General features: G+C 65.9%; 21 protein-coding genes. 14 read left to right on the plus strand and 7 right to left on the minus strand.

Translation table 11 applies throughout. The features are described from left to right. The 4 genes from glcF (at position 1) to NX784_RS06205 (ending at position 4,189) form a co-directional block, all read left to right on the plus strand. Positions 1-1,227, plus strand: a complete 1,227-nt coding sequence (gene glcF / locus NX784_RS06190) for a glycolate oxidase subunit GlcF (protein WP_258815791.1) — start codon at positions 1-3, stop codon at positions 1,225-1,227. Positions 1,228-1,312: 85 nt separating this feature from the next. Continuing rightward, on the plus strand, positions 1,313-1,507 hold the full coding sequence (locus NX784_RS06195; RefSeq protein ID WP_258815792.1) for a hypothetical protein: 195 nt from the start codon (positions 1,313-1,315) through the stop codon (positions 1,505-1,507). Positions 1,508-1,614: 107 nt separating this feature from the next. Next, complete coding sequence (locus NX784_RS06200; protein ID WP_258815793.1) at positions 1,615-2,130, plus strand: hypothetical protein; 516 nt, start codon at positions 1,615-1,617, stop codon at positions 2,128-2,130. A 103-nt stretch (positions 2,131-2,233) separates the two neighbouring features. Next, the gene (locus NX784_RS06205) at positions 2,234-4,189 is read left to right on the plus strand and encodes a GAF domain-containing sensor histidine kinase (protein ID WP_258815794.1); all 1,956 of its coding nucleotides are present in this window, start codon (positions 2,234-2,236) and stop codon (positions 4,187-4,189) included. Position 4,190: 1 nt separating this feature from the next. Here the strand turns inward: NX784_RS06205 and NX784_RS06210 are convergent, their stop codons facing one another. From NX784_RS06210 to NX784_RS06220, 3 genes are all read right to left on the minus strand, one after another. After that, complete coding sequence (locus NX784_RS06210; protein WP_258815795.1) at positions 4,191-5,297, minus strand: DegT/DnrJ/EryC1/StrS family aminotransferase; 1,107 nt, start codon at positions 5,295-5,297, stop codon at positions 4,191-4,193. A gap of 45 nt (positions 5,298-5,342) precedes the next feature. After that, positions 5,343-7,163: an ABC transporter ATP-binding protein/permease gene (locus NX784_RS06215; protein WP_258815796.1), complete on the minus strand. Its 1,821-nt coding sequence runs from the start codon at positions 7,161-7,163 to the stop codon at positions 5,343-5,345. Between the two features lie 104 nt (positions 7,164-7,267). Then, complete coding sequence (locus NX784_RS06220) at positions 7,268-8,845, minus strand: winged helix-turn-helix domain-containing tetratricopeptide repeat protein (RefSeq protein WP_258815797.1); 1,578 nt, start codon at positions 8,843-8,845, stop codon at positions 7,268-7,270. Between the two features lie 150 nt (positions 8,846-8,995). Between NX784_RS06220 and NX784_RS06225 the strand changes: the two genes are divergently transcribed. The 8 genes from NX784_RS06225 (at position 8,996) to NX784_RS06260 (ending at position 19,439) form a co-directional block, all read left to right on the plus strand. Next, positions 8,996-9,751: an SDR family oxidoreductase gene (locus tag NX784_RS06225; protein WP_258815798.1), complete on the plus strand. Its 756-nt coding sequence runs from the start codon at positions 8,996-8,998 to the stop codon at positions 9,749-9,751. Positions 9,752-9,784: 33 nt separating this feature from the next. Next, on the plus strand, positions 9,785-10,264 hold the full coding sequence (locus NX784_RS06230) for a carboxymuconolactone decarboxylase family protein (RefSeq protein ID WP_258815799.1): 480 nt from the start codon (positions 9,785-9,787) through the stop codon (positions 10,262-10,264). A 5-nt stretch (positions 10,265-10,269) separates the two neighbouring features. Then, on the plus strand, positions 10,270-11,712 hold the full coding sequence (locus NX784_RS06235; protein ID WP_258815800.1) for an efflux transporter outer membrane subunit: 1,443 nt from the start codon (positions 10,270-10,272) through the stop codon (positions 11,710-11,712). Next, entirely contained in the window at positions 11,709-13,205 is a 1,497-nt protein-coding gene (locus NX784_RS06240; RefSeq protein ID WP_258815801.1) for an MFS transporter, read from the plus strand. The genes NX784_RS06235 and NX784_RS06240 overlap by 4 nt, the downstream gene beginning before the upstream one ends. Before the next feature lie 5 nt (positions 13,206-13,210). Then, on the plus strand, positions 13,211-14,245 hold the full coding sequence (locus NX784_RS06245) for an HlyD family secretion protein (RefSeq protein ID WP_258815802.1): 1,035 nt from the start codon (positions 13,211-13,213) through the stop codon (positions 14,243-14,245). A 31-nt stretch (positions 14,246-14,276) separates the two neighbouring features. Beyond that, positions 14,277-16,349: a putative bifunctional diguanylate cyclase/phosphodiesterase gene (locus NX784_RS06250; protein ID WP_258815803.1), complete on the plus strand. Its 2,073-nt coding sequence runs from the start codon at positions 14,277-14,279 to the stop codon at positions 16,347-16,349. A gap of 805 nt (positions 16,350-17,154) precedes the next feature. Next, positions 17,155-18,684 carry a Kelch repeat-containing protein gene (locus tag NX784_RS06255; protein ID WP_258815804.1) on the plus strand — a complete coding sequence of 510 codons (1,530 nt, stop codon included), beginning with the start codon at positions 17,155-17,157 and terminating at the stop codon, positions 18,682-18,684. 68 nt (positions 18,685-18,752) lie between these two features. Then, on the plus strand, positions 18,753-19,439 hold the full coding sequence (locus NX784_RS06260) for a PEP-CTERM sorting domain-containing protein (protein WP_258815805.1): 687 nt from the start codon (positions 18,753-18,755) through the stop codon (positions 19,437-19,439). Between the two features lie 61 nt (positions 19,440-19,500). Here NX784_RS06260 and NX784_RS06265 read toward each other — a convergent pair whose 3' ends face one another. Beyond that, the gene (locus NX784_RS06265) at positions 19,501-19,893 is read right to left on the minus strand and encodes a PPC domain-containing DNA-binding protein (RefSeq protein WP_258815806.1); all 393 of its coding nucleotides are present in this window, start codon (positions 19,891-19,893) and stop codon (positions 19,501-19,503) included. A gap of 183 nt (positions 19,894-20,076) precedes the next feature. Here NX784_RS06265 and NX784_RS06270 point away from each other — a divergent pair, with 183 nt between their 5' ends. Then, positions 20,077-20,415 carry a hypothetical protein gene (locus NX784_RS06270; RefSeq protein WP_258815807.1) on the plus strand — a complete coding sequence of 113 codons (339 nt, stop codon included), beginning with the start codon at positions 20,077-20,079 and terminating at the stop codon, positions 20,413-20,415. Positions 20,416-20,419: 4 nt separating this feature from the next. Here the strand turns inward: NX784_RS06270 and NX784_RS06275 are convergent, their stop codons facing one another. The 3 genes from NX784_RS06275 to NX784_RS06285 all read right to left on the minus strand — a co-directional run bounded on the left by NX784_RS06275 (position 20,420) and on the right by NX784_RS06285 (position 25,137). Further along, positions 20,420-22,624 (minus strand): hybrid sensor histidine kinase/response regulator, encoded by a 2,205-nt coding sequence (locus NX784_RS06275; protein WP_258815808.1) that lies wholly within the window; start codon positions 22,622-22,624, stop codon positions 20,420-20,422. An 88-nt stretch (positions 22,625-22,712) separates the two neighbouring features. After that, a complete protein-coding gene (locus NX784_RS06280; protein WP_258815809.1) occupies positions 22,713-24,218 on the minus strand; it encodes an HD domain-containing phosphohydrolase in 1,506 nt (501 codons plus the stop codon). Between the two features lie 181 nt (positions 24,219-24,399). Then, on the minus strand, positions 24,400-25,137 hold the full coding sequence (locus NX784_RS06285; RefSeq protein ID WP_258815810.1) for a DNA-formamidopyrimidine glycosylase family protein: 738 nt from the start codon (positions 25,135-25,137) through the stop codon (positions 24,400-24,402). A 205-nt stretch (positions 25,138-25,342) separates the two neighbouring features. On the opposite strand from NX784_RS06285, the gene NX784_RS06290 reads away from it, so the two are divergent. Then, positions 25,343-25,822: a DUF3016 domain-containing protein gene (locus NX784_RS06290; RefSeq protein WP_258815811.1), complete on the plus strand. Its 480-nt coding sequence runs from the start codon at positions 25,343-25,345 to the stop codon at positions 25,820-25,822. Positions 25,823-25,875 lie beyond the last annotated feature (53 nt).

Genomic DNA, 25,875 nt, shown 5'->3' on the forward strand with positions numbered 1-25,875 from the left:
GTGCAAACCAATCTCGCAGACTTCATCCGGGACACGCGCGACGGCATTGACGCCGACGCCATCCTGCGCAAATGCGTGCACTGCGGCTTCTGCACCGCGACGTGCCCGACTTATCAACTGTCCGGCGACGAGCTGGAAGGCCCGCGCGGCCGCATCTACCTGATCAAGCAGGTACTCGAAGGCCGGCCCGCCACCGACAAGACGCAGGCCCACCTGGACCATTGCCTCACGTGCCGCAACTGCGAGTCGACCTGTCCGTCCGGCGTGCAATATGGACGCCTCGCGGACATCGGCCGCCGCGTCGTCGAGCAGCAGGTGCCGCGGCCTGCGGGGCAGCGTCTGCTGCGTACGGTGCTCAAGGAAACGCTGCCCCGGCGGTGGCTGTTCAAGCCTTCGATGAAGGCAGGCCAGCTGGTGCGCCCGCTGCTGCCGCAGGCGTTGAAGGACAAGGTGCCGGTGCCGAAAAACGCGGGCACATGGCCGCGCACGCAGCACGCGCGCAAGATGCTGTTCCTGGAAGGCTGCGTGCAGCCGGCGATGTCGCCGAACATCAATGCGGCGACGGCGCGCGTGTTCGACGCGGTTGGCGTGCAGCTCATGGCTGCCAGCCGGGCAGGGTGCTGCGGCGCCATCCGCTGGCACATGAACGATGCGGACGGCGGTCGCGCCGACATGCGCCGCAACATCGACGCGTGGTGGCCCTACCTCGAGCAGGGCGTCGACACCATCCTGATCAACGCGTCCGGCTGTGGCGCGATGATCAAGGAATACGGGCACGCGCTGGCCGACGACCCCGCGTATGCCGAGAAAGCGGCGCGCGTGTCCGCGGCGGCGAAGGACGTCAGCGAAGTGCTGCCCGCGTTCGAGGCGCAGTTGCGCGAGAAGCTGGGCACGCGCGCGGGCGCGCAGCGCGTGGCGTACCACCCGCCTTGCACCTTGCAGCACGGCCAGCAGATCCGCGGCAAGGTCGAGGGGCTGTTGCGCGTCGCTGGTGTCGACGTGCAGCTGTGCGCGGACAGCCACCTGTGCTGCGGCTCGGCCGGTACGTACTCCGTGCTGCACAAAAACGTGGCGCGGCAGCTGCGCGACGACAAGCTGGCCAAGCTGCAGGCCACGAGGCCGGAGCGTATCGTGTCGGCCAACATCGGCTGCATCACGCACCTGCAGTCGGGGACGGACGTTCCGGTCGAGCACTGGATCGAATTGCTCGACCGCGCGCTGGCGTAGCGGTAAAAAGTGGCCGGAAATCAAGCCTTGCAATGCTGGACTCGAAGTCTATACTGACAGCCTGCTCTGTTGCAGGAGGCAATCTATGCAGTGGATGTTCGATACCCGCAGTCAGAATGCGGCCGGCCACAAGAATCCGCCCTCGGCACCGCCGGCGATTCCGCCCATCATCATCAACCCGTTCAAGAGCCAGATTCCGTCGCCGGCGATCGACCCGCGTCGCACGCCGCCCGGCCCCCCGATCATGCCGCCGCGCGGCCCCGATTTGCGCATCATCTAGCGGGCCTGTCATTCTTGCGTTCCAAGGGAATCGGCGCTTGTCCAGTGCGCTGCGAACGCCTATGATCTTGCCTTTGGGCGCACGCCCGCAAGACTGAGTCCGCAAGAATGAACGATCATATTTCCGACCACAATCACAACGACGACGGCGGCCACGACGACGACGCCCCCGTCCAGGAGGCCCGCCTGTGGCAGGGCAACGGCTGGACCGCGCGCGTCATCAAGAACGAGGATGACGACGGCTGGGCCGTGGCCATGTACAAGGACGGCGAATCGGAACCGGCCCTCGTCGGCCCGTGGACCATGGGACGCGACAAGAAGAACCCGAAGCCGCTCGACGTCAGCGCCTTCCACACGCTCGTCAAGACGGCCTCCGAAGTGATCCGCCGCCACGAGCAGCAGTTGCACGCGCGGCTGCACAAGAGCACCGTCGTCTCCACCGACGACGGCGAGCTGAAGGTGACGCTCGACATCGTGCCGGACGAGGACAATCCGTACGCGCTGCTGAGCGCCTTCGACCCGATGGGCGAGCGCGTCGCGCAGGTACGCGTGGACCCGGCGTTCAAGCTGTCGCCGGCATCGGCGCATACCTGGATCGAGAACAATTTCCGCGCACCGCGCTAAGAACCTGTTCCGGTGGTGGTTTTCCGCGACACAATCCCCGCAAGCTCGGCCTGAGCTGATAATATTTCCCGAACGCATCTTTTTGGTTCGATAAGGGAAAACGATGGAAGACCGTCTCGCCCGCCTGGAAACCGTGCAGGCCATGTTGCTCGGCATCGGGCACCTGTCCGCCAGCTGCACGGACGTCACCGAATTCATCGGCGCCGTGCACCGCGCGCTGGGCCGCATCATGTACGCGGAAAACTTCTACGTGACCCTGGCGGAGCGGGAAGACGACACGGTCCGCTTCGTCTATTTCGCCGATTCGCGCGACGAAGGGCCGAGCCCGGACGAGCGCGTGCGCCTGGCCTCGCCCGACGAATCGCCGACCGCGTGGGTGATGCTCAACAAGCAGCCGCTCACGATGACGGGCGACGAGATGCGCGAGCGCGAGACGGGCATGGTGTGGGGCAAGGGCAGCCTCGCCGAACACTGGATGGGTTGCCCGCTGCTCGACCAGCAGCACGAAGTCCTGGGCGCCATCGTCATCCAGAGCTATCAGCCCGAGCACACGTACAGCGAGGAAGACCAGGCGCTGTTCGCACTGATCGCGAACCACGTGTCGAACGCGCTGCAAGGACTGCAAAGCATGGACCGCCTCGAGCGCGCCGTGCAGGAGCGCACGCGCGCCCTCGCGCGCGAGGTGGCCGAGCGGCGCCGCGCGGAGCAGGTGCAGCATGCGCTGTACCAGATCGCCGACCTGTCCGCGGCCGCCCTCGAGCCGGACGTCCTGGCCGCGAGCCTGCACGGCATCATCGGCGAGCTGATGATGGCGAAGAACTTCATCATCGCGCTCACGCACCCGGACACGGGCGAGATCAGCATCCCGTACTTTGCCGACGAAAAGGACGGCGAGGCGCCGCAGAAGCGCTTCCCGTTCGGCATGGGCATGGTGTCGTACGTGCTGCAGACGAAGCAGGCGCAGCTCCACGACGCCGGCAGCTTCGCCCGGCTGCACGCGGCGGGCAAGGTGAAGCACCCGCTGGGGAGCACGGACATCGCCAGCTGGATCGGCGCGCCGATGCTCGTGCACGACAAGGCGTACGGCGTGCTCGTCGTGCAGAGCTACGACCCGACCGTCGTCTACACGAAGGCCGATCTCGACCTGCTGGCCTTCATCTCCAGCCACGTGGCCGTGGCCATCGCGCGCATGCAGTCCGACCGCGCGATCCGCAAGGCGAAGGAGCGGCTGGAGCAGCAGAACGCCGCGCTGGAACAGGCGCTGCACCAGTTGCAGGAAGCGCAGTCGGAACTCGTGCGCAAGGAAAAGCTGGCGTCGCTGGGCCAGATGGTCGCCGGTGTCGCGCACGAGATCAACACGCCGCTGGGCATCTGCGTGACGGCCACGAGCCATCTCGTGCAGGAACTCAAGCTGACGCGCGAGGAACTGGCGGCCGGTGCGATGACGGAGGACAGCCTGAACGCGTTCTTCGACATCGTCGACCAGTCGCTGCGCATCATGACGACGAACACGCAGCGCGCGGCGGCCCTCGTGCGCAGTTTCAAGCAGGTGGCGGTGGACCAGTCGTCGGACGATATCCGCAGCTTCAACCTGGGCACCTACCTGAACGAGGTGCTGCTGTCGTTGCAGCCGAAGCTGAAGGGCCGGCCGATCGAAGTCGCCGTCGACTGCCCGAAAGACCTCGTGCTGGAAAGCTTCCCCGGCGCCGTGTCGCAGATCGTCACCAATATGGTCGTCAATTCACTGATGCACGGCTTCGAGCGCGACCAGCGCGGCCACATTACGGTGCACGCGGCGCTCGACGGCGACCATGTCGTCTTCGAGTATGCCGACGATGGCGCCGGCATGGACGCGGAGACGCTGGCCAAGCTGTTCGATCCGTTCTTCACGACGAAGCGCGGCAGCGGCGGCAGCGGCCTCGGTGGCCACATCCTGTATAACCTCGCGACCAATGTGCTCGGCGGATCGTTGCGCGTCGAGAGCAGCCCGGGGCAGGGCTTGCGCTACCACCTGCGCTTCCCGCGCAAGACCGCGCGGCCCGTGCTGAAGGCTGCCTGAGTTATTCGAGCACGGTGGCGATGGCCGCGCACACGCGGTCGACGTCCGCCTCGTTCATCCCGCAGTGCAGGGGAATTGCGACGGTCTCGCGCCCGATCCGCTCCGCGTTGGGGAACTGGCCGTCGCGCCAGCCCAGGCTGCGGCCGAGCGTCGTCAGGTGCGACGGTTCGTACGACAGGCCCGTCGCGATGCCCCGTTCGCGCAGCGCGGCGCGGAATGCCTGCCGCGTCGTGCCGAGCGCTTCATACGGCAGCAGCACGCAGAACATGTTCCAGCTCTGGCCCGGCACGCCGCGCGGCGGCAGCACGGCGCCGTCGATGGCGGGAAACGCTTCGAAATAACGGTCCGCGAGGCGCTGGCGCTGCGCAAGGAAGCCCGGCAGCTGCGCCAGTTGCGCGAGCCCGATCGCGGCCGACACGTCCGACATATTGTATTTGCCGCTGGCGACGGCGACGTCACGCGTGTCGTCCGGCAGGCGTTCGATGCCGTGGAAACGCAGCACCTCGATGCGCCGCGCCATCGCGTCGTCGGGCACGACGATGGCGCCGCCCTCGATCGTCGTCATGTTTTTATTCGGGTGGAACGAGAACGTGGCGATGTCGCCGAAGCTGCCGATGGGCTGCCCGTTCCACGTCGAGCCTTGCACCAGGGCCGCGTCCTCGATCACACGCAGGCCGTGGTGCCGCGCCAGCGCGTACAGCGCGTCCATGTCGCCTAAAGCGCCGGGGAAGTGCGTGGGCACGATTGCCTTCGTGCGCGGCGTGATGGCGGCGGCCACCTGGTCGAGGTCGATCGCGCGCGTGACGAGGTCGCAGTCGACGAAGACGGGGCGGGCGCCGACCTTGACGATCATGTTCATCGTCGAGAAGAAGCTCTGCGTGGACGTGATCACCTCGTCGCCTGGGCCGATGTCGCAGGCCAGCAGCGCCAGCTCCATCGCGCCCGTCGCCGAGGTCAACGTGCGGGTGGGCCGGCCGCCGAACGTGGCGGACAGCGCGCGCTCGAATTCCAGCACGCGCGGGCCGCTGGCGATCCAGCCCGTGCGCATCGTGTCGGCCATGGCGGCGATGGTGGCGTCGTCGAGCGCCGGTTGGGAGAAGTTCAGCATGGTCACGGTCGTCTTCAGGATGATGTCGGACCGGACATTCTAGCCCTACCCGACGAATGTCGCGGCAGCCGGCTGCAGCGCCACCGGGGTGGACTCGACGGCGGGCGCGTTCGCGGCCGGCTCGTCGAACCGGTAGTTGCAGGCATCGTGCATGGCCCAGCCGCCGTCGCCGTTCAAGTGCAGCACGTGCGTGTGGTGGCGTAGCACCCCCGCGCGGTGGGCGATGCTGACGAGCGTGGCGCCGCTGTCGCGCAGGCGCGCGTACAGCGACGCTTCGTTGCCGCTGTCGAGCGCACTCGTCGCCTCGTCGAGGATGACGATGGCGGGCTTGTGCACGAGCACGCGGCCGAAGGCGAGGCGCTGCTGTTCGCCGACCGACAGCAGCTTGTCCCAGTCCTGCACGGCATCCAGCCCGCCCACACGGTCGGCCAGGCGCGGCAGGTGGACGAGGTCGAGGATCTCCAGCAGTTGGTCGTCGCCGAGGTCCGTGCTGACGCTGGGGTAGATCAGTTGGCTGCGCAAGGTGCCCGACTGCAGATACGGTTGCTGGGGCAGGAAAAACACGTCGTCGGCGGGCGGATGGTGGATGACGCCGCTGCCTTCCCGCCACAGGCCCGCGATCGCGCGCAGCAGCGAACTCTTGCCGCAGCCGCTGTCACCGGTGATCAAGAGGGCATCGCCCGGCTTCAGGACGAGGCTCAGCTCTTTGATGAGCACGCGGTCCGATTGCGGCGGGCACAGGGTCAGCGCGTCCAGCGCGAGGTGCGTGCACGGCGTCATTTGGATATGCGGGCGCTCGTCGTTGGCGGCGGCCGCGGGTGCCGCGCCGGGCAGCACGAGGGTCGATAACGCCTGCAGGCGGCCGATGCCGGCGACGAAGCGGCTGAGGCTTTCGAAGTTGTCGACGATGACGCCGACGGCGCCCAGCACGGCGGTGAACGCGCCCGCCGCCTGCGTCGCCCGGCCCACTTCCAGCTCGCCGGACAGCACGCCGCCGGCCAGGATCGCGTACGGCAGCACGACGGTGAGCTGGCTGAATGTGCGCTGGAAAAAATTCAGCGAACGCTGTTTCCTGATCAGGCGCGCGAAGTTGCGGATGACCTTGTCGAACGTGGCGTCGATGCGCGTGCGCTCCTGGCCTTCGCCGCGGTAGAACGCGATCGACTCGGCGTTCTCGCGCAGGCGCACGAGGCTGAAGCGGAAATCGGCCTCGCGTCGCAGCTGCCAGAAATTCAGCTGGATCAGCGGGCTGCCGAAGAAGTACAGCGCGACGATGTTGCCCGTGACGGCGTACGCTACCAGCACGGCCACGAGCACGTGCGAGATCGACCACAGGACGGCGCTGAACCCCACCAGCTGCATGATCGACCCGAGGAAGATCAGCAGGAAGTTGATGGACCGGCCCGTGAACGTGTTGATGTCTTCGCTGATGCGCTGGTCCGGGTTGTCGATCGCGCTGCTCGCGCCAAGCGCATAGTAGCGGCGGCCCGATAGATAACCGTCGAGGAAGCGGCCCGTGAGCCAGCGCCGCCACTGGTTCGCGAACACGTCGCGCATGTAGTAATAGAAGGCGTACGTCGGCACCGCGAACGCGAGGATGAACAGGCACGCGCGCACCGACGTCCAGAAGCGGTCGCCGTTGCGCGCCGCCAGCGCCGAGGTCAGCTCGCCGGTCTGGTTGTTCAGCATGACGGCGAGCTTCGTGTCGACGACCATCAGCACGATCAGCAGCACCAGCATTGTCCAGGCGCGTTTCTTTTCGTCGCCGAGCCAGTACGGCTTGGCCACGTTGACGAACTGCTTCCACGCGGCGAGCGACAAGGGAGCAGGCTTGGGTAACAGGGCGTCATCGGTCGGCGTGGCCATGGTCGGTCTCTGCGGTTTCCTTACCCTGCAGCCTACGACCCGGAACGAGTCCGTTCAGTGCGGAAACGGACATAGCAACGCCTTTTGCGACAGCGGCGAGCCCGCTAGGGCGGCAGCCCCGCGTCGGCCAGACCCGTGAGCAGGATGGCGACATGTTCCGGCCGGCGTATCGGCAACCAGCTGGTGACTGTGATCAGACGCAACGCCGGGTCGATGCGCCGCACGTGGTCCATCGCGCGCTGCGCCTCGGCGGTGCGGCCGGCGAGCGCATGGCTGGCCGCGAGGACGACGGCCGCCAGCAGGAAATCCGGAAAATCCCGCGAGGCTTTCTCGGCCCAGGACGAGGCCGTGTCGAAGCGCTTCTCGAACAGATGCGCGACCGCCATGCCGGCCTGCATCCGGTACATTTCCGGATCGAGCGGGCTCAGACGTACGGCGCCCGTCAGAAATTCGATGGCGGCCTCGGTGTCGCCCATCCACAGTCTGAGGAAGCCGCCGAGATAGCGTGCCGCGGCGAGGTTCGGGTTGAGGAACAGCGCCTGGTCCAGCAACGCGATGCCTGCCGGGATATCGCCGGCAAGGTAACCGATCGCATGGCCGCTGCGGGTCAGCGCGACGGCGTCGCCCTTGTCCAGATCGACGGCGCGGCGCGCCAAGCGGATGCCTTCCGCCGTTTCCTGGGCCGGATCGACCGTCCACCGGTTCGCCTTGCGCCAGGAATAACACCAGGCGGCCATCGCGTGGGCAGAGGCGAATTCCGGGTCGGACGCGATCGCCTTGTACAGGAACTGGAGCGCTTGGGCGCTGGACGCCTTGCTCGCCCGGTGCAGTTCGGCGATGCCGCGGAGGTAGTAGTCGTAGGCGTCCAGACTCTCGGTCGGCTTGTGCCGGGCGCGTTCCATTTCCGCCCGCTCGAGTTCCGGGGCGACCGCGCCGATCACGCTTTCCGTGATCTGATCCTGCAGCTCGAAGATGTCCCCGAGCACGCCTTCGACCCGGCCGGCCCAGTGATGCGCGCCGGTCGTCGCGTCGATCAGCTGCCCCGTGATGCGCACCCGGTCTTTTGCCTTGCGCCAGCTGCCTTCCAGCACGTAACGCACCCCGAGCTCGCGGCCGACCTGTTTCACGTCCACCGTCCGGCCCTTGTAGGTAAAACTGGAATTGCGGGAGACGACGAACAGCCAGCGGTGCCGCGACAGGGCCGCGATGATGTCCTCGATCACGCCATCGGCCAGGTAGTCCTGCTCGGGGTCGCCGCTCAGGTTGACGAACGGCAGCACGGCGATCGACGGCTTGACGGGCAGGGTGGGCGCGGGGCCGGGCACCGGCATCGGCGCGGCGGCAGCGGCGCCGTCGTCCTCATCCGGGGACTTGCGCGCGTGGAGATCGGCGGCGAAGCGGAACCCCTTGCGGGCAACCGTCCGGATGACGCGCTGCTCCTGGCCGCTGTCGCCGACCGCCTTGCGGACTGCATTGATGTGGCTGGCAAGGGTCGATTCCGAGACGATCCGGCCCGCCCATATCGCATCGATCAACTCGTCCCGGCTGACGACGCGTTCGTGGCATTTCGCGAGGTAGGCCAGCAGGTCGAACACTTGGGGCGCCGTCGGCACGACCTGGGAGGCCCGCACGAGTTCGCGCCGGCCCAGGTCGAGCACGCAGTCTTCGAAGACTAGAAACATGGTCGCCTTCCTGTCGGGTGTCCTGAATAAATTCCCACGCGAAAACCAAGAAATTTCCAAGATGACGGCAAAGTCTTCCGTCCGGCCGGCAAACATACTGTGTGCATCGAGCGCCATGTCGACGATCGACACCCATTCGAGGAGCGGAACATGAAAATTGTAGTTATCGGCGGAACAGGTCTCATTGGAGCGAATATTGTAAACCGGCTACGTCTTAATGGACATGAAACCGTGGCCGCGGCGCCTTCCACGGGCGTGAATACCCTGACCGGCGAAGGCCTGGCGGCAGCCCTCGAGGGGGCCCAGGTCGTCGTCGACGTCGCGAACTCCCCGTCGTTCGAAGACCAGGCCGTAATGGACTTCTTCCGTACGTCCACCGGCAACCTGCTGGACGCCGAAGCCGACGCCGGTGTGGACCACCACGTCATGCTGTCCATCGTCGGCGCCGACCGACTTCCGGACTGCGGCTATTTCCGCGCGAAAGTGGCTCAGGAAGCGCTGGTGAAGGCGTCCGGGCAGCCTTACACCATCCTGCGGGCGACGCAATTCTTCGAATTCGTCGAAGGCATCGTCGAGACCGGCAACGTCGGCGGCACGATCCACATGTCGCCGGCGCTGATCCAGCCGATCGCCTCGGACGACATCTGCGCCGTCCTGGCCGATCTCGCGGTCGGCGCGCCGCTGAACGGCACCGTCGAAATCGGCGGACCGGACCGCTTCCCGCTCGACGAGCTGGCGCGCAAGTTCCTTGCCTCGCGTCACGACAAGCGCCCGGTGGTCGCCGACGTGCACGCGCGCTATTTCGGCAGTGAACTAGACGACCGGTCATTGGTAGCCAGCGAGACTGCAACCAAGGGGCCGACCCGGTTTCATAACTGGCTGAGCCGCAAGCTCGCGCAGGGCTGAGCGTCGCTCAACGTTTCATCAAGGAGAACCATCATGTCACAACGCATCGATTACCAGAAAAATTCGCCCGAGCTGTTCAAGAAATTCGTCGACTTCAGCCTGGCGCTGAGACATTCGGCCATCGAGGAGACGATCCGCGATCTCGTGGACCTCCGCGCCTCGCAGATCAACGGCTGCGCCTTCTGCGTCGACATGCACGTCAAGGAAGCGACCCAGCACGGCGAACGGCCGCTCAGGCTGCATCACGTCGCCGCCTGGCGCGAATCGACCCTGTTCAGCCCGCGCGAACGCGCCGCGCTGGCGTGGGCCGAGATCCTGACCCGGCTGCCTGCCGACGGCGTGCCCGACGACGTCTACGAACAAGTGCGTGCGGAGCTGTCGGAGAAGGATTTGTCCGACCTGACCTTCCTCGTCATGTCCATCAACGCCTGGAACCGCGTCAATGTCGGTTTCCGGCTCGTGCCGGGCACCTACGACAAGGCGTTCGGCGTCGACAAGTCCGGCCTGTTCTGACCGCCATGAACACCCTGACGCTGGCCGGCACGGCGCTGTGCACCCTCCTGTTGTCGGGCTGCGCCGCCGGGCCCGACTTCGTGAAGCCGGACAGCGGCCTGGGAGGCGCGGTGCTGGTCCCGAGGCCCGACTATGCCGCCGGCGTCCCGGCCACCGATGCGGCGGTGCCGTCCAAGTGGTGGGTGCTGTTCAATGACCCGATGCTGACCGAACTGCAGGCGCGCGCGCAAGACGGCAACCTGGACTTCAAGATCGCCGTGGAGCGCATCGAGCAGAGCCGGGCGCAGCTGGGCATCGCGGCGGCGCAACTGCTGCCCACCGTCGCGGCGGGCGCCGGCTTCGCGCGGGAAGCGCTGAGCGAACACGGCAAGCTTGCCGCGCTCGGTGCGCCGTCCAGTCCGAGCAACTTCTGGCAGGTGGGATTCGATGCGGGCTGGGAGATCGACCTGTGGGGCCGCGCGCAGCGCGCACGCGAAGGCGCGGCGGCGGCCCTCGAGGCCACCGTGTACGAACGCGAGGCGGCACGCGTGGCCCTGGCCGCCGAGGTGGGGCGCACGTATCTGCAGTTGCGCGGCACCCAGGCGCAGCTCGCCATCGCCCGCGACAACCAGGCGGTGGCCGAGCGCATCCTCGGCCTGACGGAAAGCCGCCGGCGCAACGGCGTCGCGACCGAGTTCGAGATGGCCACCGCGCGCGCCCAGCTCGCTACTACGCGAGGTATGATCCCGAAGCTCGCCGAGCGCCGCAACAGCCTGCTGAATGCGCTTGCCCTGCTGCTGGGAGACAAGCCGCGCGCGCTCGATGCGACGCTGGGCGACGCGCGCGACCTGCCGCCGCTGCCGGCCAGCGTGCCGCTCGGCGTGCCGTCGGCGCTGGCGCGCAGGCGTCCCGACATCCTGCGGGCCGAGGCGCAGGTGCACGCCGCCACGGCGGCCATCGGCGTGGCCAAGGCCGACTTTTACCCGCGCCTCGCCTTGAAAGGGCGGTTCGGCCTGGAAGCCTTCGACAGCGGCGATCTGGCCAGCTGGGATTCGCGCTTTTTCTCGGTCGGCCCGACCATCTATCTGCCGATCTTCGAAGGCGGGCGCCTGAAGCAGCGTCTCGCCTTGAGCGAATCCGGCCAGAAAACGGCCGCGCTCGCTTACCGGAAGACGGTGCTGCAGGCCTGGCATGAAGTCGATAACGCCCTCGATGCCTGGGCGGCCGGGCAGGAGCAGCACGCGGAACTGCTGGAGGCCTGCGAACAGAACCGGCAGGCGTTGCTCGCCGCCGAGCGCGGCTATCGGAACGGCGCCGCCGACTACCTCACCGTGCTCACCGCGCAACGCAACGTGCTGGCCAGCCAGGGCGCCCTCAACGACAGCACGACGGGCCTCACGCTGGCCCTTGTCAACCTCTACAAATCGCTCGGCGGCGGCTGGGACCTGCAAGCGGGAGACGCGCGATGAGCGCCCCCGCGGCCGGCCGCCCGATGGCGGGCTTGCTCGGCATCTTCATCGCCGCGATGATGGCGGGCATGAACAACCGCGTCGGCGCCATCGCGCTGGCGGACGTGCGCGGCGCGCTCGGCTTCGGCCTCGACGACGCCTCCTGGCTGACGACGGCCTATAACGCCGGCGAACTGATCGCAATGCCATTCGCGGCGTGGTTCGCCGTCACGCTGTCGGTGCGCCGTTTCGAACTGTGGATGCTTGCCGTGTGCACGCTGGTGGCCGCGCTGCTGCCGTCGATCCACGGCGTCGGCCTGCTGCTCGGGTTGCGCTTCGTGCAGGGCATCGCCGGCGGCGCCATGATCCCGCTGTTGATGATGGTGGCGCTGAAGTCCCTGCCGGCGCCCGTCCGGCTGTACGGACTGGCGATGTATGCGATGACGGCGACGTTCGCGCCGAACGTCTCGATCTGGCTGGCCGGGCAGTGGAGCGGCGGCGACGGCCTGCGCTGGGTGTACTGGCAAAGTGTGCCGCTCGCCGTGGCGGCGGGCTTGCTGGTGGCGTGGGGACTGCCGCGCGAACCGGTCCAGCCCGGCCGCCTGCGCGAGGCCAACTGGGCGGGCATGGCGTTCGGCGTGCCGGCCCTCGGCCTCATCGCCGTCGCCCTGGACCAGGGCGTGCGGCTGGACTGGCTGCATTCGCGCCTGATCACGGCCGCGCTGGTCGCGGGGCTGGCGCTGCTGGCAGTCTACCTGCTGACCGAGTGGTATCACCCGTCGCCATTCGTCAAGCTGCAGATTCTCGGCCGCCGCAACCTGGGGCTGGGCTTCACGATCTTCGTCTTCCTGCTCGTCGCGCTCATGTCGAGTTCCCTGCTGCCGATCAGCTATCTCGGGCGCATTCAGGACTACCGCCCCCTGCAGATGGCATCGATCGGCCTGGACGTCGCGCTGCCGCAACTGATCCTGGGGCCGCTCGTGGCGCTGCTGCTGTACCAGCGCTGGGCCGATGCGCGCATCGTGTTCGCCCTGGGCCTGCTGCTGATCGCGTTGGCCTGCTTTACGGGTGCGCGGCTGACCGCGGACTGGAACGCCGGCCAGTTCGCCGCCGTCCAGGCGCTGCAGGCGTTCGGCCAGCCGATGGCGGTGGTGTCGATGCTGTTCCTCGCCACCAGCGTCGTGCAGCCGCCGGAAGGTCCATACGTGTCCGGCGTGGTCAACACGCTGCGTGCGTTCGGCTCGCTGCTCGGCGCGGCGGCGGTCGGGCAGCTCATGACCGTGCGCGGCCGCTTCCATGCGGACGCGCTGCTGGACCATGCCGGCCTCGCCGTCAACGCCCTCGCGCCCGAGCCGTTCCCGCTGGCCGGCATCGTGGGCCAGCAGGCGCAGGTGCTGTCGGTCGCCGACGCCTACCGCGCGCTGGGCGTCCTGGCCATCCTGCTGATTCCGCTGGCGTTGCGGCTGACCCGCATCCCGGCGCCTTCCTCCACTTCACCTTCGACACACGAGTAACCATCATGGCCCTCCCCAAGAACGCCAGGATCGCCGCCGCGGCGCTGCTGCTCGCAGCGGCCGCCGGCCTGGTCCTCTACCTCGACCGTCCCGAATCCAGCGGGCCGGCCCAGTCCACGGACGACGCCTACGTGCAAGCGGACTTCACGGTCGTGGCGCCGCAGGTGTCGGGGACGGTGAACGCCGTCCCGGTGCACGACAACCAGCGCGTCAACGCGGGCGACCTGCTCGCGGTCATCGACGACCGCGATTTCGGCATCGCGGTCGACGCGGCGAAGGCGCAGGTGGCCGCCGCCGAAGCCGGCATCGCCAGCCTGGAAGCGCAGCTGGTGCAACAGGACATTGCGATCCGCCAGGCGCAGGCGGGCGTCGCGGCGGACGACGCCGCGCTCACGCTGGCGCGCGCTAACCAGACGCGGTATCGCAACCTGGCGGCGGACGGCTCCGGCTCCGTGCAGGCGTTGCAACAGGCCGAGGCGCAGTCGGGCATCCAGTCGGCGGCGCGAGACAAGAGCCAGGCCGGCCTGCAGGCTGCGCGCCAGCGGCGCGACATCCTGAAGGCGGAGCTCGGCAAGGCGCGGGCGGCGCTGGTCCAGGCGCAAGCCGCGCGCGCCGCGGCGGACCTGAAGCTGTCGTACACGCAGATCCGGGCGCCGGTCGGCGGCACGGTCGGGCAGAAATCCGTGCGGGTGGGCGCGTTCGTCAATGCGGGCAAACCGCTGCTGGCAATCGTCCCGCTCGACCAGGTCTACGTCACGGCCAACTTCCGCGAAACCCAGCTGGCGCGAATCCGCGAGGGGCAGGCCGTCGACATTGCGGTGGACGCCTTGCCCGGCGCGACGCTGAAGGGCACGGTGGACAGCCTCGGACCGGCCAGCGGCGCCACGTACGCCGCCGTTGCGCCCGTCAACGCGAACGGCAACTTCACGAAGATCGTCCAGCGCCTGCCCGTCCGCATCCGCATCGATTCCGGCCAGGCGCTGGCGGCGCAGCTGCGCGCGGGGATGTCGGTGACGCCGACGATTCGCATCCAGCAATGAGCGTGGCAAAGCGCCGGCCAGGAGTGGGACCATGCACGATGTCTGCAAGCGCGACGGCTACCGCATCGCATTCACTCATGCGCCGGTGCCGATGGTGTCGTGCGATGGCGCCACGTTCCGTCTGATCGATGCCAATGCGTGCGCCAGGCGGCTGTTCGGCGCCCGCTGTGCCGGGCAGGACGGCGCCGGCATCCTGTCGCTGTACGCCGCCGAACACCGCGCGCGGGTGCGTGCCGCGCTCGAGCGCACGCTGCGCGACGGCGCGGCGCTGCTCGAGGACGTCCAGCCGGAACGGCACGACGGCCAGCCGGCGCACGGACACACGCGCTGCCTGCGGATCGACGGCGCCGGCGGCGGTACCGCCATCTTGTTGATCGGGCAGGGTCCGTCGGACGACGCGCAGCGCGGCCTGCACGAACAACTTCTGCGCACCCGGGCCGACCTGAGCCATGCCCAGGAAATCGCCCACCTGGGCATCTGGGCCGTGGACATGCGAACCGGCATCGTAGAGACCACCTCGCCCGAGATCTGCCGCATATTCCACTTGAGCGAGGACGGCAAGCCGATCCGGGTCGAGGACCTGTTCCAGCACATCCATCCGGACGACTTGCCGCGCGTGCTCGGCACCCTCGACCGTGCGCTGCACGTCCCCGGGGCGCGCTACGACTGCGAATACCGGGTCATGGGCGTCGGCTACATTCGGCACGTGCATTCGCTGGCCGACGCCGCGCCCGGCGCCGACGGCACGCCGACCCGGATCGTCGGCGTGGTCCGGGACGTCACCGACATCCGGCGTGCGCAGCAGGAAGTCCGGCACCTCGCCTTCTTCGACGAGATCACGGGCTTGCCGAACCGTGTCGCGGTGCGGCGCCAGCTGGCGGCCACGTTCGACGCGGACGAGCGGGCGCTGCCGGTCGCAGTGCTCGCGATCGACCTGGCCCATTTCCGGCAGATTAATCTGACGCTCGGCCACCTGAACGGCGATCAGTTGCTGCGCGACGTGGCACAGCGGATCGCCAGGCTGCTGGGAGACGATGTGTATCTTGCGCGCACCGCCAACGCACAGTTCACCGCGCTGCTGCCAGAAACGCACACACACGCCGCGCAACAGGAGGCGGAGGCCATTGTGCGGGCATTCGAAAGCACGTTCCTGATCGCCGGCGTGCGCTACGAGATCGGCGTTCACGTCGGCATCGCGGTGGCGCCGCGGCATGCGGGTGATCCGGCCGGCCTGCTGCGGAACGCCGATGTGGCGGCGTTCCAGGCCCGCCAGGACGGGCTCAGCACAATGGTCTACGCGCCCGTCGCCGATCCTTACGACCCGCAACGGCTGGCCCTCCTGGGCGAATTCCGCCATGCGCTCGGCGCGGGGCAGATCGAACTGTATTGCCAGCCCAAGGTGGCGATGGCGAGCGGCGCGGTCATCGGCGCCGAAGCGCTCGTGCGCTGGCGGCACCCGGCGCGCGGGCTGGTGCCGCCGTCGGAATTCATACCGCTGATCGAATCGACCGAACTGATCCATGCGTTGACGGCGCACGTGCTGCGCGAAGCCGTTCGCCAGTCGTATGCCTGGCGCCAGGAGGGCATGGCGGTGCCGATCGCCGTCAATCTGTCGACCCGAAACCTGAACGCGGGCAACATCGCGCATCAGCTGCAAACCCTACTGGCGGACTGGGGCGGTTCACCCGACTGGATCGGGCTGGAAATCACGGAAAGCAGCCTCATCGCTGACCCGGGCACATCGATCGCGCAGCTGAATGCCTTGAGCCAGCTCGGCTTCCAGCTCTTCATCGACGATTTCGGGACCGGTTATTCCTCGTTGAATTACTTGACGATGCTGCCAGTGGACGTCATCAAGATCGACCACGGTTTCACGACGACCATGCTCACCGACAAGCGTGCGGCGGCCATCGTCAAAGCGACCATCGACCTGGCCCATGACCTCGGGATGGCGGTCGTGGCCGAGGGCACCGCCAGCCGGGAAATCTGGGACGCGCTCGCCGGCTACGGCTGCGACGAAGCGCAGGGCTTCTACGTCGCGCCGCCGCTGCCGGCCGGCGAGTTTGCGGACTGGGTGCGCAATCGAGCGTTCCGGATGCCGTAGCAGACGGGAAGCGTCAACCTTCACGAACGACTCATCGAAGCCCGTTGCCGGGTCGAACTCGCGCCGGAAGCGATGGCGCGGCAGCAGCGCGACGCGCACCCAGGAGCAGGGTCCAGGCCGTTTCTTTTCTTCGCCGAGCCAGTATGGCTTGGCCACGTTGACGAACTGCTTCCACGGGCGAGCGACAGCGGCGCGGGCTTGGGTGCCCGGCTGTCGTCGGTGGAGGGCCGGTGCATCGATCGTACCGTTGAATGTGCGGCTAAAAAAATTCTGTTTTACCAAAATAGTTTGGCAAAAATCAATTTTACTCTTATTTCATGGAGATTAATCCGGGTTTGCCTTGAATGCGTTCGTTGCAATTGTTCGAAGAATCTTTTTTTCGGCGCAAAACAAGGCTTCGTACAGAACATGCGCCGAGATTGAGCGAGTCGGTAGTCTGCCCACAACGGCGCTGCTAATTTTTATGCATTCGGCGTTAAATGCCGCAAAACCCGGGAATTAGTTTCCGTTTGTTATTGCTCGCTGCTCGCGTTTTTTGTCGAGAAAATTTACATTCGCCCCGATTATTTTGAGTTGCTTTGTCTAACTAACTGAAAAATACGGATTAGTATTTATGGCATATTGCTTGCTTACGTTTCGCTGGCGTGCATCCGGACGGTTATATGCAAAAGGGTTTAGCTTGATTGCATAATCCGGGCGGTCATTGTCGATTGAATAATCGAGGCCGTCGATATTTCAATGCGCCGAGCGGCACGCGTAACTGGGAGATGTTGGGGAGATTTTGCGCAGTCACACCGGAGGATATATGGAAAATCGATTGGGAAATTCGGTTCATGCCTGGGCCGACGCATTGCGCTTGCGTATCCTGAGACGGATATTGTTGCTCTTCACCGTGCTTGCGGCCAGTACCGGCGCGAGCTACGCGGCAAGCTGGACCCCCGTGACCAATCTCGCACCCGCCGGCAGCGGCACGATGTTATTGCTGAGCGATGGGAGAGTGATGATGCAGGGCAACGGTGCTCAGTGGCAAATACTTAGCCCTAACGCGCTTGGCAGTTATATCGCCGGAACGTTTTCTTTGGCCGCCCCGACTAGTGTTGCGCGTCTTTATTTTGCTTCCCACGTTCTGCGTGATGGCAGGGTTTGGGTGTTGGGAGGCGAGTACGTCAATAACATCGCGACATGGACGAACACGGGCGAAGTCTACAACCCGCTGACGAACACATGGTCCCCGATCGCGCCATACCCGCCGCAGCCTGAATGTCCGGCGGGATGTTTTGGTGACGACCCGTCGATGCTGTTGAACGGCGACAAGATCCTTGCCGGGAATTTAGTGAACAACACGAGCCGGCTCTACGATATCGCGACCAACACGTGGGGCCCGCCGATCAGCAAGGTGAACAACGATCGGAGCGACGAAGAAACCTGGGTCAAAATGGGTAATGGGCAGGTCCTGACATATGACCTGTTTCAAAGCATTTCCACTGGGGGCGCATACGCCGAGGCCTTCAATCCCACAACGAATACATGGCGCGATATCAGCCCAAGTAACGGTACGGCCAACGGGACAATTCCGCAGTTGAGCAGCGCCTTCCTGGGTTTTGAAATGGGCCCTGCGTTCCGCTTGCAGGATGGACGGATTTTCCAGATTGGCGCAAACGACAACACGGCTTTTTACAACCCCGCGACGAATACGTGGTCTGCCGGACCCTCCAATCCAGGCTGGGGCGCCTATGATGCCGCAGGGGCAATCCTGCCAAATGGGCACGTCATTTTTGCCGCGAGCCCCACGTCCCAACTGTTTAGTACGCCAACCCACCTGTTCGACTACAACCCGAGTACGAACACGATTACGCCACTTCCCGGCGTGCCGGCAGCCCTCCAGAATCAGCTCGACCAGATCCCCTGCTTCGTAACACGCATGTTGATGCTTCCAACCGGGCAATTGCTCCTCACGGACGGCTTCAACCAATTATGGATCTACACGCCAGACGGGCCCGTGAATCCGGCAATGCGGCCTGTCGTCAATCAAATCCTTAATAACGGCGGCGGCAATTTCACGCTCGGGGGTCAGCAACTCAATGGCCAGTCGGCGGGTTCCAGCTATGGCGATGATGCCGAGAGCGATGAAAACTATCCGATTATCCGATTGACGAACACGGTGACCGGCCTGGTCTATTACACCCGTTCGACGAATTGGAGCCATACCAATGTCGGCCCAGGCCCCGAAACGGTGGATTTCCACACCCCGGCCGGCATGCCGGCGGGCCGATATTCCGTCGTTGCAGTGGGGGCGGGGATTCCGTCATTCCCGGTATTTACGTCCGTCCCATAATCAACGATCGGGCCGGATGTCTTCTCGACATCCGGCTGATTTTCACGGCACACAAGAAGGGGATTTTCATGAAAAAATATTTGATTAATTTTTCCAAGTATCTGGGGATGTGCGCGCTGAGCATGGGCATATCGTCGCATGCGTTGGCCGCCGTTATTTTTTCCAATTTCGGCCCGGGATCCACGTACAACGTCAGCAGCGGCAACGTCGTGGGCGACGGGTTCGACGGAAGTATTTACTCGGAAGGAGACAGTTTTACGCCCATCACGAACGCGGTGTTCGGTTCGCTCCGGATCGCGCTCTCCGAAGTCTTTCCAGGTTCTCAGGGAACGTCGTTGACGATCAATCTCACGGCCGACGCGGGCAATGCGCCCGGCGCCGTACTGGAAAGCTGGTCGACCGCCCCAGGCAGCTTGGGCTTGTTGGGTAACAACAATGCGCCCCTGGTCCTGAACTCGAGCCTGAACCTGATGCTCCTCGCAGGGACGGAATACTGGATTACCGCAAGCCTGGGTGGCATGGGCAATGCCGTCGCGTGGAACTGGAATTCCACTGGCGACATGAACCCCGAGGCCATCAATGACGGCTCCGGCTGGTTTTCGCCATCCGGGCTGACGCCCGGCGCTTTCGAGGTGGATTCGGCGGCTACCGTTCCCGAACCGTCGACACTCGCGCTCTTCGGCGTGGCGTTTGCGGGCATGGCGGCTCGCGCCCGGCGCAAATCGTCGGCGTCCGGGAGCACGCTGAATAGCTGATCCGATGCTCCTTGGCCGGTGCTGCAAGCGACAACGCGCTTTGCGGCACCGGTCTATTTTCTTAAGCCTTCACGAACAATTCATCGAACCCCGTCGCCGGGTCGAACTCGCGGCGGAAGCGATGGCGCGGCAGCAGCGCGACGAGCACCTCGGCCGTCGTGCGCACGATGCAGCCCGGGCCGAGATGGCCACCCAGTACCCGCCCGCCGTCGTCGGCTACCGACACGTGCAGGTGCGGACCGTCCGGCGACAGTGAGCCACCCAATGTCAGGATTTCCAGGTCGCCGCGCAATTCCGTGAATTCCGACCGGCCGGCGAAGCGCAGCCGCGCGACCGACAGGCTGCCGATGCCTTGCAGGACGAAGGCGGCTTCCACGTGATGCTGCGCGACGAGGGCGTCGAGCACGGTGCGCAGGTCGTGGCCGGCGCCGATTCGCAAGGGCAGGGTCTGCATGCGGTTGTCCTCCATGGAGGCATTCTACGCCCGTCGGACGCGGCATTGTGAAAGCGCCTCGCCGCGCATTTTTCATTGCAAAAAAACACCTGGCAAGTTGATCGTTTTGCATATGTATTTCCGCTTGAACATAGGTATGATTTCCGGTTCCTGAAGAGAACCGCGAAGATGAGCGGAGATAAAATGAAGATGTCAACAAATTTCACGATCGCGGCTGCGCTGGCCGTTACAATCTCCGGTTGCGCCGCTGTCGCGCCGGCGGCCGGAAATCAGTACACGAGCCGTGACGGCAAGCTGAACATCCGGGGCGAACTGGTCGATTCATCGCGCGTCCACATCTTCGTCAATGGCGACAAGGTCATCGCCGACGAGGTCTCGCTCGTCACTGGCGACGGACGCTTCGACGGCAACTGGCAAGGCAAGCCGGTCAGCGCCGACTGTGCCACGGCGGCGGGCGGCAAGCTCGGTGCCACCACGTGCACGGTCGCCGTCGCCGGCGAGCGCGTGACCTTGGCGCTGTAACGGGTCAGCGGGCGGCGGACAGGTTAGCCAGCAGTTCGACCAGCTGGTCGATCTCGTAGGGCTTCGCGAGGACCTGCACGCCCGGGATCACGGCGCGCTGCTCGGTGTAGCCGGTGGCCAGCACGACGGGCAGGCCGGGACGGCGCTCGCGCAGCAGGCCGGCCAGGTCGATGCCGCTCACCTTGCCGGGCATGACGATGTCGGAGAACACGACGTCGGCATCGAGCCCGGCGTCGAGCATGGCGAGCGCCTTGTCGCCGTCGGCCGCGACCATCACGTCGAAGCCGCAATCCTCCAGGCCGCGCACGACGGCCTCGCGCACGAGCGGATCGTCTTCCACGAACAGCACGCGCCCGCTGCCGCGGCCCGGCGCCTGGCTGTCCGTGCGTCCGGCCACGTCCGACAGTGGTTGCTCCGAGCGTGGCAGGTAGATGTCGATCGTGGTGCCAGTGCCGACGGTGCTCGCCACCGTCAGCCACCCGCGCGACTGGGTGGCGAACGCGTAAGCCTGGGGCAGTCCGAGACCGGAGCCCTGGCCCGGCGGCTTCGTCGTGAAGAACGGGTCGAGCGCGCGTGCCAGCACGTCGGGCGGCATGCCCGTGCCGGTGTCGGTCACGCGCACGCGCACGTAGTCGCCGCCCGTGCGTTCCAAGGTCGGCTCCAGGGTGCAGTTGTGCACCTCGATGGCGAGGCGGCCGCCCTCCGGCATGGCGTCGCGCGCGTTGATCGCCAGGTTCAGCAATGCCAGGTCGAACTGTACGGGATCGATGGTCACGGGCCACACGTCGTCGCCGCACTGCACTTCCACGCGCGTGCCCTGGCGCAGCACGCCGCGCAGCAGTTGGACGGAGCTGCGCACCTGCTCGGCCGGGTCGACCGTCAACAGGCGCGCGTCCTGCAGGCGGCCGAACGACCCGAGGCGCGTCGTGAGCGCGGTGGCGCGGCTGACCGTGCGCTTGCACGTGTCGATCAGGTTCAGCATCTTCGGCTGGTTCGCCGTCAGCGCGGCCAGCTGCAGCGCGGTCGTCAGCGTCTGCAGCAGGTTGTTGAATTCGTGCGCGATGCCGCCCGTCAGGCGGCCGAGGGCTTCCAGCTTCTGGCCGCGCACCAAGGCGGTCTGGGCGCGCTCGCTGGCGGCGACGGCGTCGGCCACGCGATGCTCCTGCTCTGCCTGCGCCGTCAGGATCCGGCGGCTGGCCTCGGCCATGCGCTGCGCCACCGCGTCGATCTCGATGACCCCTTGCGGCTCGTAGCGCACTTCGCGGCCGGCGCCCAGGTCTTCGGCGCGGCGGCCCAGGTATTCGATCGGAATCGCGGCGCGCCGCGCGAACCAGCGCGCGCCCACCGACGCCAGCACGAGGAGCACGGCCATGATCGCCGCGAGGAACGCCGCCGCATGCAGCGGCACCCGGCGCAGGTCCGCCGTCGGGATGCTGACGAGCACCTTCCAGTCCGAGCCTGGCACGGTGCTGTAGAAGGCTTGCACGGGGATGCCGGCCAGGTTCTTGCTCGAGAACACGCCTTCGCGCCGGGCGGCGAACTGCGCCATCGCCACGCTGCTGAGCGGTCGTCCGCGGTACAGGTCCGGATCGAGCGTGCGCGCGACGACACGGCCGCCGCGGTCGACGATCGTGGCCTGCCACTCCACCGGGAAGCGCTGTTCCAGCAGCAGGCCCTGCATCGTGGCGGCGTTCACGCCCATCGACAGGAAGTAGCGGATCTGGCCGTCGATGTGCACCGGCACCTGGATCGCGAAGTCGTGGCGCCGTCCGAGCGGCGACACGAACAGGTCGGACACCAGCGTGCGGTCGGCGCCGTTTCGCTGCATCAGTTCCCCGATGTTCGATGCGCGCCGCGTCGGCAGCGGCGTGCCCGGCGCCGCGCGCGTGTTGAGCAGTTGGCGGCCGTCCGTGGAGAGCAGGATGATCGTCGTCTCGGCGGTCGGCGCGAGCGAGCTGGCGTGGTGGAAAAAGGTGTCGAGGTCGCCGCGGGCCAGCGCGGGCGAATTCGCCAACGCGCGCAGGATGCCTTCCTTCGTTTCCAGTTCGTTGTCGACCACGAGGGCGAAGGCGCGTACGGCTTCCTTGACGCTCGTCTCCTGGGCATGTCGCTCTTCCTGGTAGACGTACCCGACCGCCAGCACCGCCGCGACGAAGGCGGGCACCAGGATCGCGAGAATCAGGAGCAGCAGTCGGGTTCGAATACGCATGAGCAGGAAGGGCAGTCGCGACAACGTTGCCTCGAAGCCCAGCATACTACCCGACAATGTCGGGCTTGTCGTGGCTTGACGGTTTGTGTCAGTCCGGCCACCGCTCGTTGATCTCCGCCGCCTTGTCGAGATTGCGGATCAGGATGTCGACATAGTAGGGGTCGAGGTGCTGGCCGGCCACTTCGTGCAGGTAGTCGCGCACCTGGTCGATCGGCCACGCCTTCTTGTATACGCGCTCGTGGGTGAGGGCGTCGAACACGTCGGCCACGGCCACGATGCGGGCATACGGGTGGATGTCCTCGCCCTTCAGGCCCTGCGGATAGCCGCTGCCGTCCCATTTCTCGTGGTGCTGGTGGGCGATCACGGCGGCCGCCTTCAGGATCGGGCGCTGCGAGCCGTCCAGGATCTGCAGGCCGATGGTCGGGTGCTGCTTCATGACGTCCCATTCCTCGGGCGTCAGGCGGCCGGGCTTCAGGAGCACGGCGTCCGGCGTGGCGATCTTGCCGACGTCGTGCATCGGCGCCGCATGCATCAGCACGGCCGTCTCGTCGTCCGGCATGCCCGATTCCTGGGCCAGCAGATGGCACACCTGGGCCATGCGGCGCACGTGGTTGCCGGCCTCGTTCGAGCGTGACTCCACGACGTCGCCGAGGCGCAGGATCAATTCGGCCTGCGTGTCCGTGATTTCCTGGTTCAGCAGGATGTTGTCGAAGGCGATGGCCACGCCCGAGCAAAACACGTCAAGCAATTGCACGTCGACCTCGTCGATTTCCTCGACACCCTTGAGCACCAGAAGCGACGCCTTGCCGCTGTTGTTCGGGAAATAGCCGACGTAGGTGTCGCCGTGCAGCTTGGAGATGCGGTTGTGGCGCGCCTCGTCCAGCTGGGCGACCAGTTCCGGGCCGATGTCCTGCTCGCCCACGTCGCCGATGCGGGCCAGCACCTCGTACTGGCTCTCGCCCGTGATCACGCTGGCGCCGGCCACGCGCAGCAGCATGCTCTGCTCGAGGCGCAACAGTGCGACGACCTGCTGCAGCAGGCCGCTGGCGAAATCCTTCAGATTGCGTTGCTTGAACAGATGGGCTGACGCGGAGATCACGCGCTCCAGGCCCTCGCGGTAGTTCTGCTGGACGCGGCGCGCGTCCTCGACCTTCATGATGTCGCGGTAGGCGCGCAGGGCGGCGAACGTCGTCGTGAACAGCTTGGTGCGGTCGAGTTCCGTCTTTTCCTTGTAATCGTTGATGTCGTAATCGACGATCACGCGTTCCTCGGGCGCCTGGCCTGGCTGGCCCGTGCGCAGCACGATGCGGGTGAACTGGTTGTCCAGCTCCTGGCGCATCCAGCGCGCCACTTCCAGGCCGCTGTCCTCGCGCTCCATGACCACGTCCAGGAACACGAGTGCGATGTCCTTCTCGCGCGCGAGGATCTCCTTCGCTTCCGCGCCGCTGTACGCATGGAGGAACGACAGGCTGCGTCCGTCCAGGCGGAAACGGGAGAGTGTCAGCTTGGTGATGTCATGGATGTCCGGTTCGTCGTCGACGAGCAGAACTTTCCATGGTGCAAGCTTCGGCGCGGTTGAGGACAGGAAAGGCATTTGACGATCCAATCGCTTAGTGTTCGGGAAAGAGCAATGGCATTGCACTGGAGCAGTACCAGTCCGAAATGATTGTAGTATGGGCAGCGACCATTAACAACAAGAAATATTAATGACGCGGTGCAACAAGTCACAATGTCGCAACGTGTTGCTTCCCTGTCATTTGGGCCGCAGCGCTGGCTCATTGATACAGTTTCTGGCAGCGCTCGCACCAGAAGCTGCGCCGGTTCGTCCGCCCGAGGTGTCCCTTGTGGAACGGGATGTGGCAGCGGGGGCATGTCTTCTGGTTGTGCGCCAGCCAATGCTTCTTGAGAGTGAATTCCTTTTTCCATTCGAGGAAGTCGAAGCTGTACTGGCGCGCCTCCTGCACGAGGGCGCGCAGCTTGGCGGGCGGCAGCGCGCCCACGGTCGAGCGCGGGTCCACGCGGATGCGGAACAGGACCTCGTTCTTGATGATGTTGCCGACACCGGCGAAGATGTCCTGGTCGAGCAGGGCGTCGCAGGCGAGTGTATCGGGCGCGGAACGAAGCTTCTTGCGCGCCTTGGCCGGATCCCACGCGTCGGACATCACGTCCGCGGCCCAGTCGTAGTAGGCGTCGATGTCGCAGTCGATTTCCTTCACGGAGCAGGCATAGAAATTGAGCTCGCTGCCGTCCGCGAAGCCGAGCGACAGGCGCGGGGGCTTGTCGCGCCGCTCGTTCACGCGATAGGTGCCGAACAGCAGGAAATGGATGCGCACGACCATCGTCGGCATCTGGATGAGGAAATGCTTGCCCCACGTGCGCAGCGCGACGATGGGCTGGCCGACGAGGCGCGTTTTGTCGATGGCCCACGTATTGCCGTCGGCGCGCACGATTTCCTGGCCCACGAATTGGGCCGTCTGTTCTTTGAGGATGACCAGCGACGGGCCTTCCGGCATGATGTGTCCTTCATTGTGCTCGGTTGTACCGCGTCCCGCGATTGTGCTGTGCAAGCGCCCGGCGCACCTGTGCGCCGACTAACATTTCGATACAAACTTTGACGATCTTGTAACGGACAACGCCCTGGGAACAGGCGTATAAGAATCTTATCCGGCAAAGATGACGGATGACGGAAGACGAAAGGAAGACATCATGAAACCGTTCATGAAAACCCTGGCCCTGGCGGGCCTGCTGGTGCTGGCCGCGGGCAATGCATCGGCTGCGGTGAGCGTGACGTGGATCCACCCCGAGAATTTCCACGACCTGCCGTTCCCGACCTGGGAACGCAACGACATGCTGGAGCAGATCTCCGACCACTTCAAGAAGCTGGGCGCGAACCTGCCGCCGGGGCAGGACCTGCGCATCGAGATCACCGATTTCGACCCGGCCGGCCGCCTCGTTCCCAGCATCCGGCTCGGACGCGACCTGCGCGTGATCAGCGGGCGCGCCGACTGGCCCCGGATGGACCTGCGCTACGCGGTGGAGCAGAACGGCCAGGTGATCAAGAGCGGCGAAGCGAAGCTGCAGGACATGAATTACCAGCAGACGTACAGTCACTACTTCGATTCGGAGCCGCTGCGCTACGAAAAGCAGATGATCGACGACTGGTTCGATAAAACGATTGCGCCCGTGCGCAAGCGGTGATGGCTTAGGCGGAAGCGGGCATGACGCGGGCGTCGCGCGTGGGCGGAGGGCCG

Source organism: Massilia pinisoli, from assembly GCF_024753285.1.
Taxonomy (GTDB): Bacteria; Pseudomonadota; Gammaproteobacteria; order Burkholderiales; family Burkholderiaceae_D; genus Telluria; species Telluria pinisoli.

Bases quoted from the DNA above. Each gene is read 5' to 3' on its own strand.
- NX784_RS06210 (WP_258815795.1), bottom strand. From the start codon at position 5,297: ATGCTGAACTTCTCCCAACCGGCGCTCGACGACGCCACCATCGCCGCC.
- NX784_RS06225 (WP_258815798.1), top strand. From the start codon at position 8,996: ATGAAAATTGTAGTTATCGGCGGAACAGGTCTCATTGGAGCGAATATT.
- NX784_RS06200 (WP_258815793.1), top strand. From the start codon at position 1,615: ATGAACGATCATATTTCCGACCACAATCACAACGACGACGGCGGCCAC.
- NX784_RS06195 (WP_258815792.1), top strand. From the start codon at position 1,313: ATGCAGTGGATGTTCGATACCCGCAGTCAGAATGCGGCCGGCCACAAG.
- NX784_RS06265 (WP_258815806.1), bottom strand. From the start codon at position 19,893: ATGCAGACCCTGCCCTTGCGAATCGGCGCCGGCCACGACCTGCGCACC.
- NX784_RS06250 (WP_258815803.1), top strand. From the start codon at position 14,277: ATGCACGATGTCTGCAAGCGCGACGGCTACCGCATCGCATTCACTCAT.
- NX784_RS06240 (WP_258815801.1), top strand. From the start codon at position 11,709: ATGAGCGCCCCCGCGGCCGGCCGCCCGATGGCGGGCTTGCTCGGCATC.
- NX784_RS06260 (WP_258815805.1), top strand. From the start codon at position 18,753: ATGAAAAAATATTTGATTAATTTTTCCAAGTATCTGGGGATGTGCGCG.
- NX784_RS06275 (WP_258815808.1), bottom strand. From the start codon at position 22,624: ATGCGTATTCGAACCCGACTGCTGCTCCTGATTCTCGCGATCCTGGTG.
- NX784_RS06270 (WP_258815807.1), top strand. From the start codon at position 20,077: ATGAAGATGTCAACAAATTTCACGATCGCGGCTGCGCTGGCCGTTACA.
- NX784_RS06220 (WP_258815797.1), bottom strand. From the start codon at position 8,845: ATGTTTCTAGTCTTCGAAGACTGCGTGCTCGACCTGGGCCGGCGCGAA.
- NX784_RS06285 (WP_258815810.1), bottom strand. From the start codon at position 25,137: ATGCCGGAAGGCCCGTCGCTGGTCATCCTCAAAGAACAGACGGCCCAA.
- NX784_RS06280 (WP_258815809.1), bottom strand. From the start codon at position 24,218: ATGCCTTTCCTGTCCTCAACCGCGCCGAAGCTTGCACCATGGAAAGTT.
- NX784_RS06215 (WP_258815796.1), bottom strand. From the start codon at position 7,163: ATGGCCACGCCGACCGATGACGCCCTGTTACCCAAGCCTGCTCCCTTG.
- NX784_RS06290 (WP_258815811.1), top strand. From the start codon at position 25,343: ATGAAAACCCTGGCCCTGGCGGGCCTGCTGGTGCTGGCCGCGGGCAAT.
- NX784_RS06235 (WP_258815800.1), top strand. From the start codon at position 10,270: ATGAACACCCTGACGCTGGCCGGCACGGCGCTGTGCACCCTCCTGTTG.
- NX784_RS06245 (WP_258815802.1), top strand. From the start codon at position 13,211: ATGGCCCTCCCCAAGAACGCCAGGATCGCCGCCGCGGCGCTGCTGCTC.
- NX784_RS06255 (WP_258815804.1), top strand. From the start codon at position 17,155: ATGGAAAATCGATTGGGAAATTCGGTTCATGCCTGGGCCGACGCATTG.
- NX784_RS06230 (WP_258815799.1), top strand. From the start codon at position 9,785: ATGTCACAACGCATCGATTACCAGAAAAATTCGCCCGAGCTGTTCAAG.
- NX784_RS06205 (WP_258815794.1), top strand. From the start codon at position 2,234: ATGGAAGACCGTCTCGCCCGCCTGGAAACCGTGCAGGCCATGTTGCTC.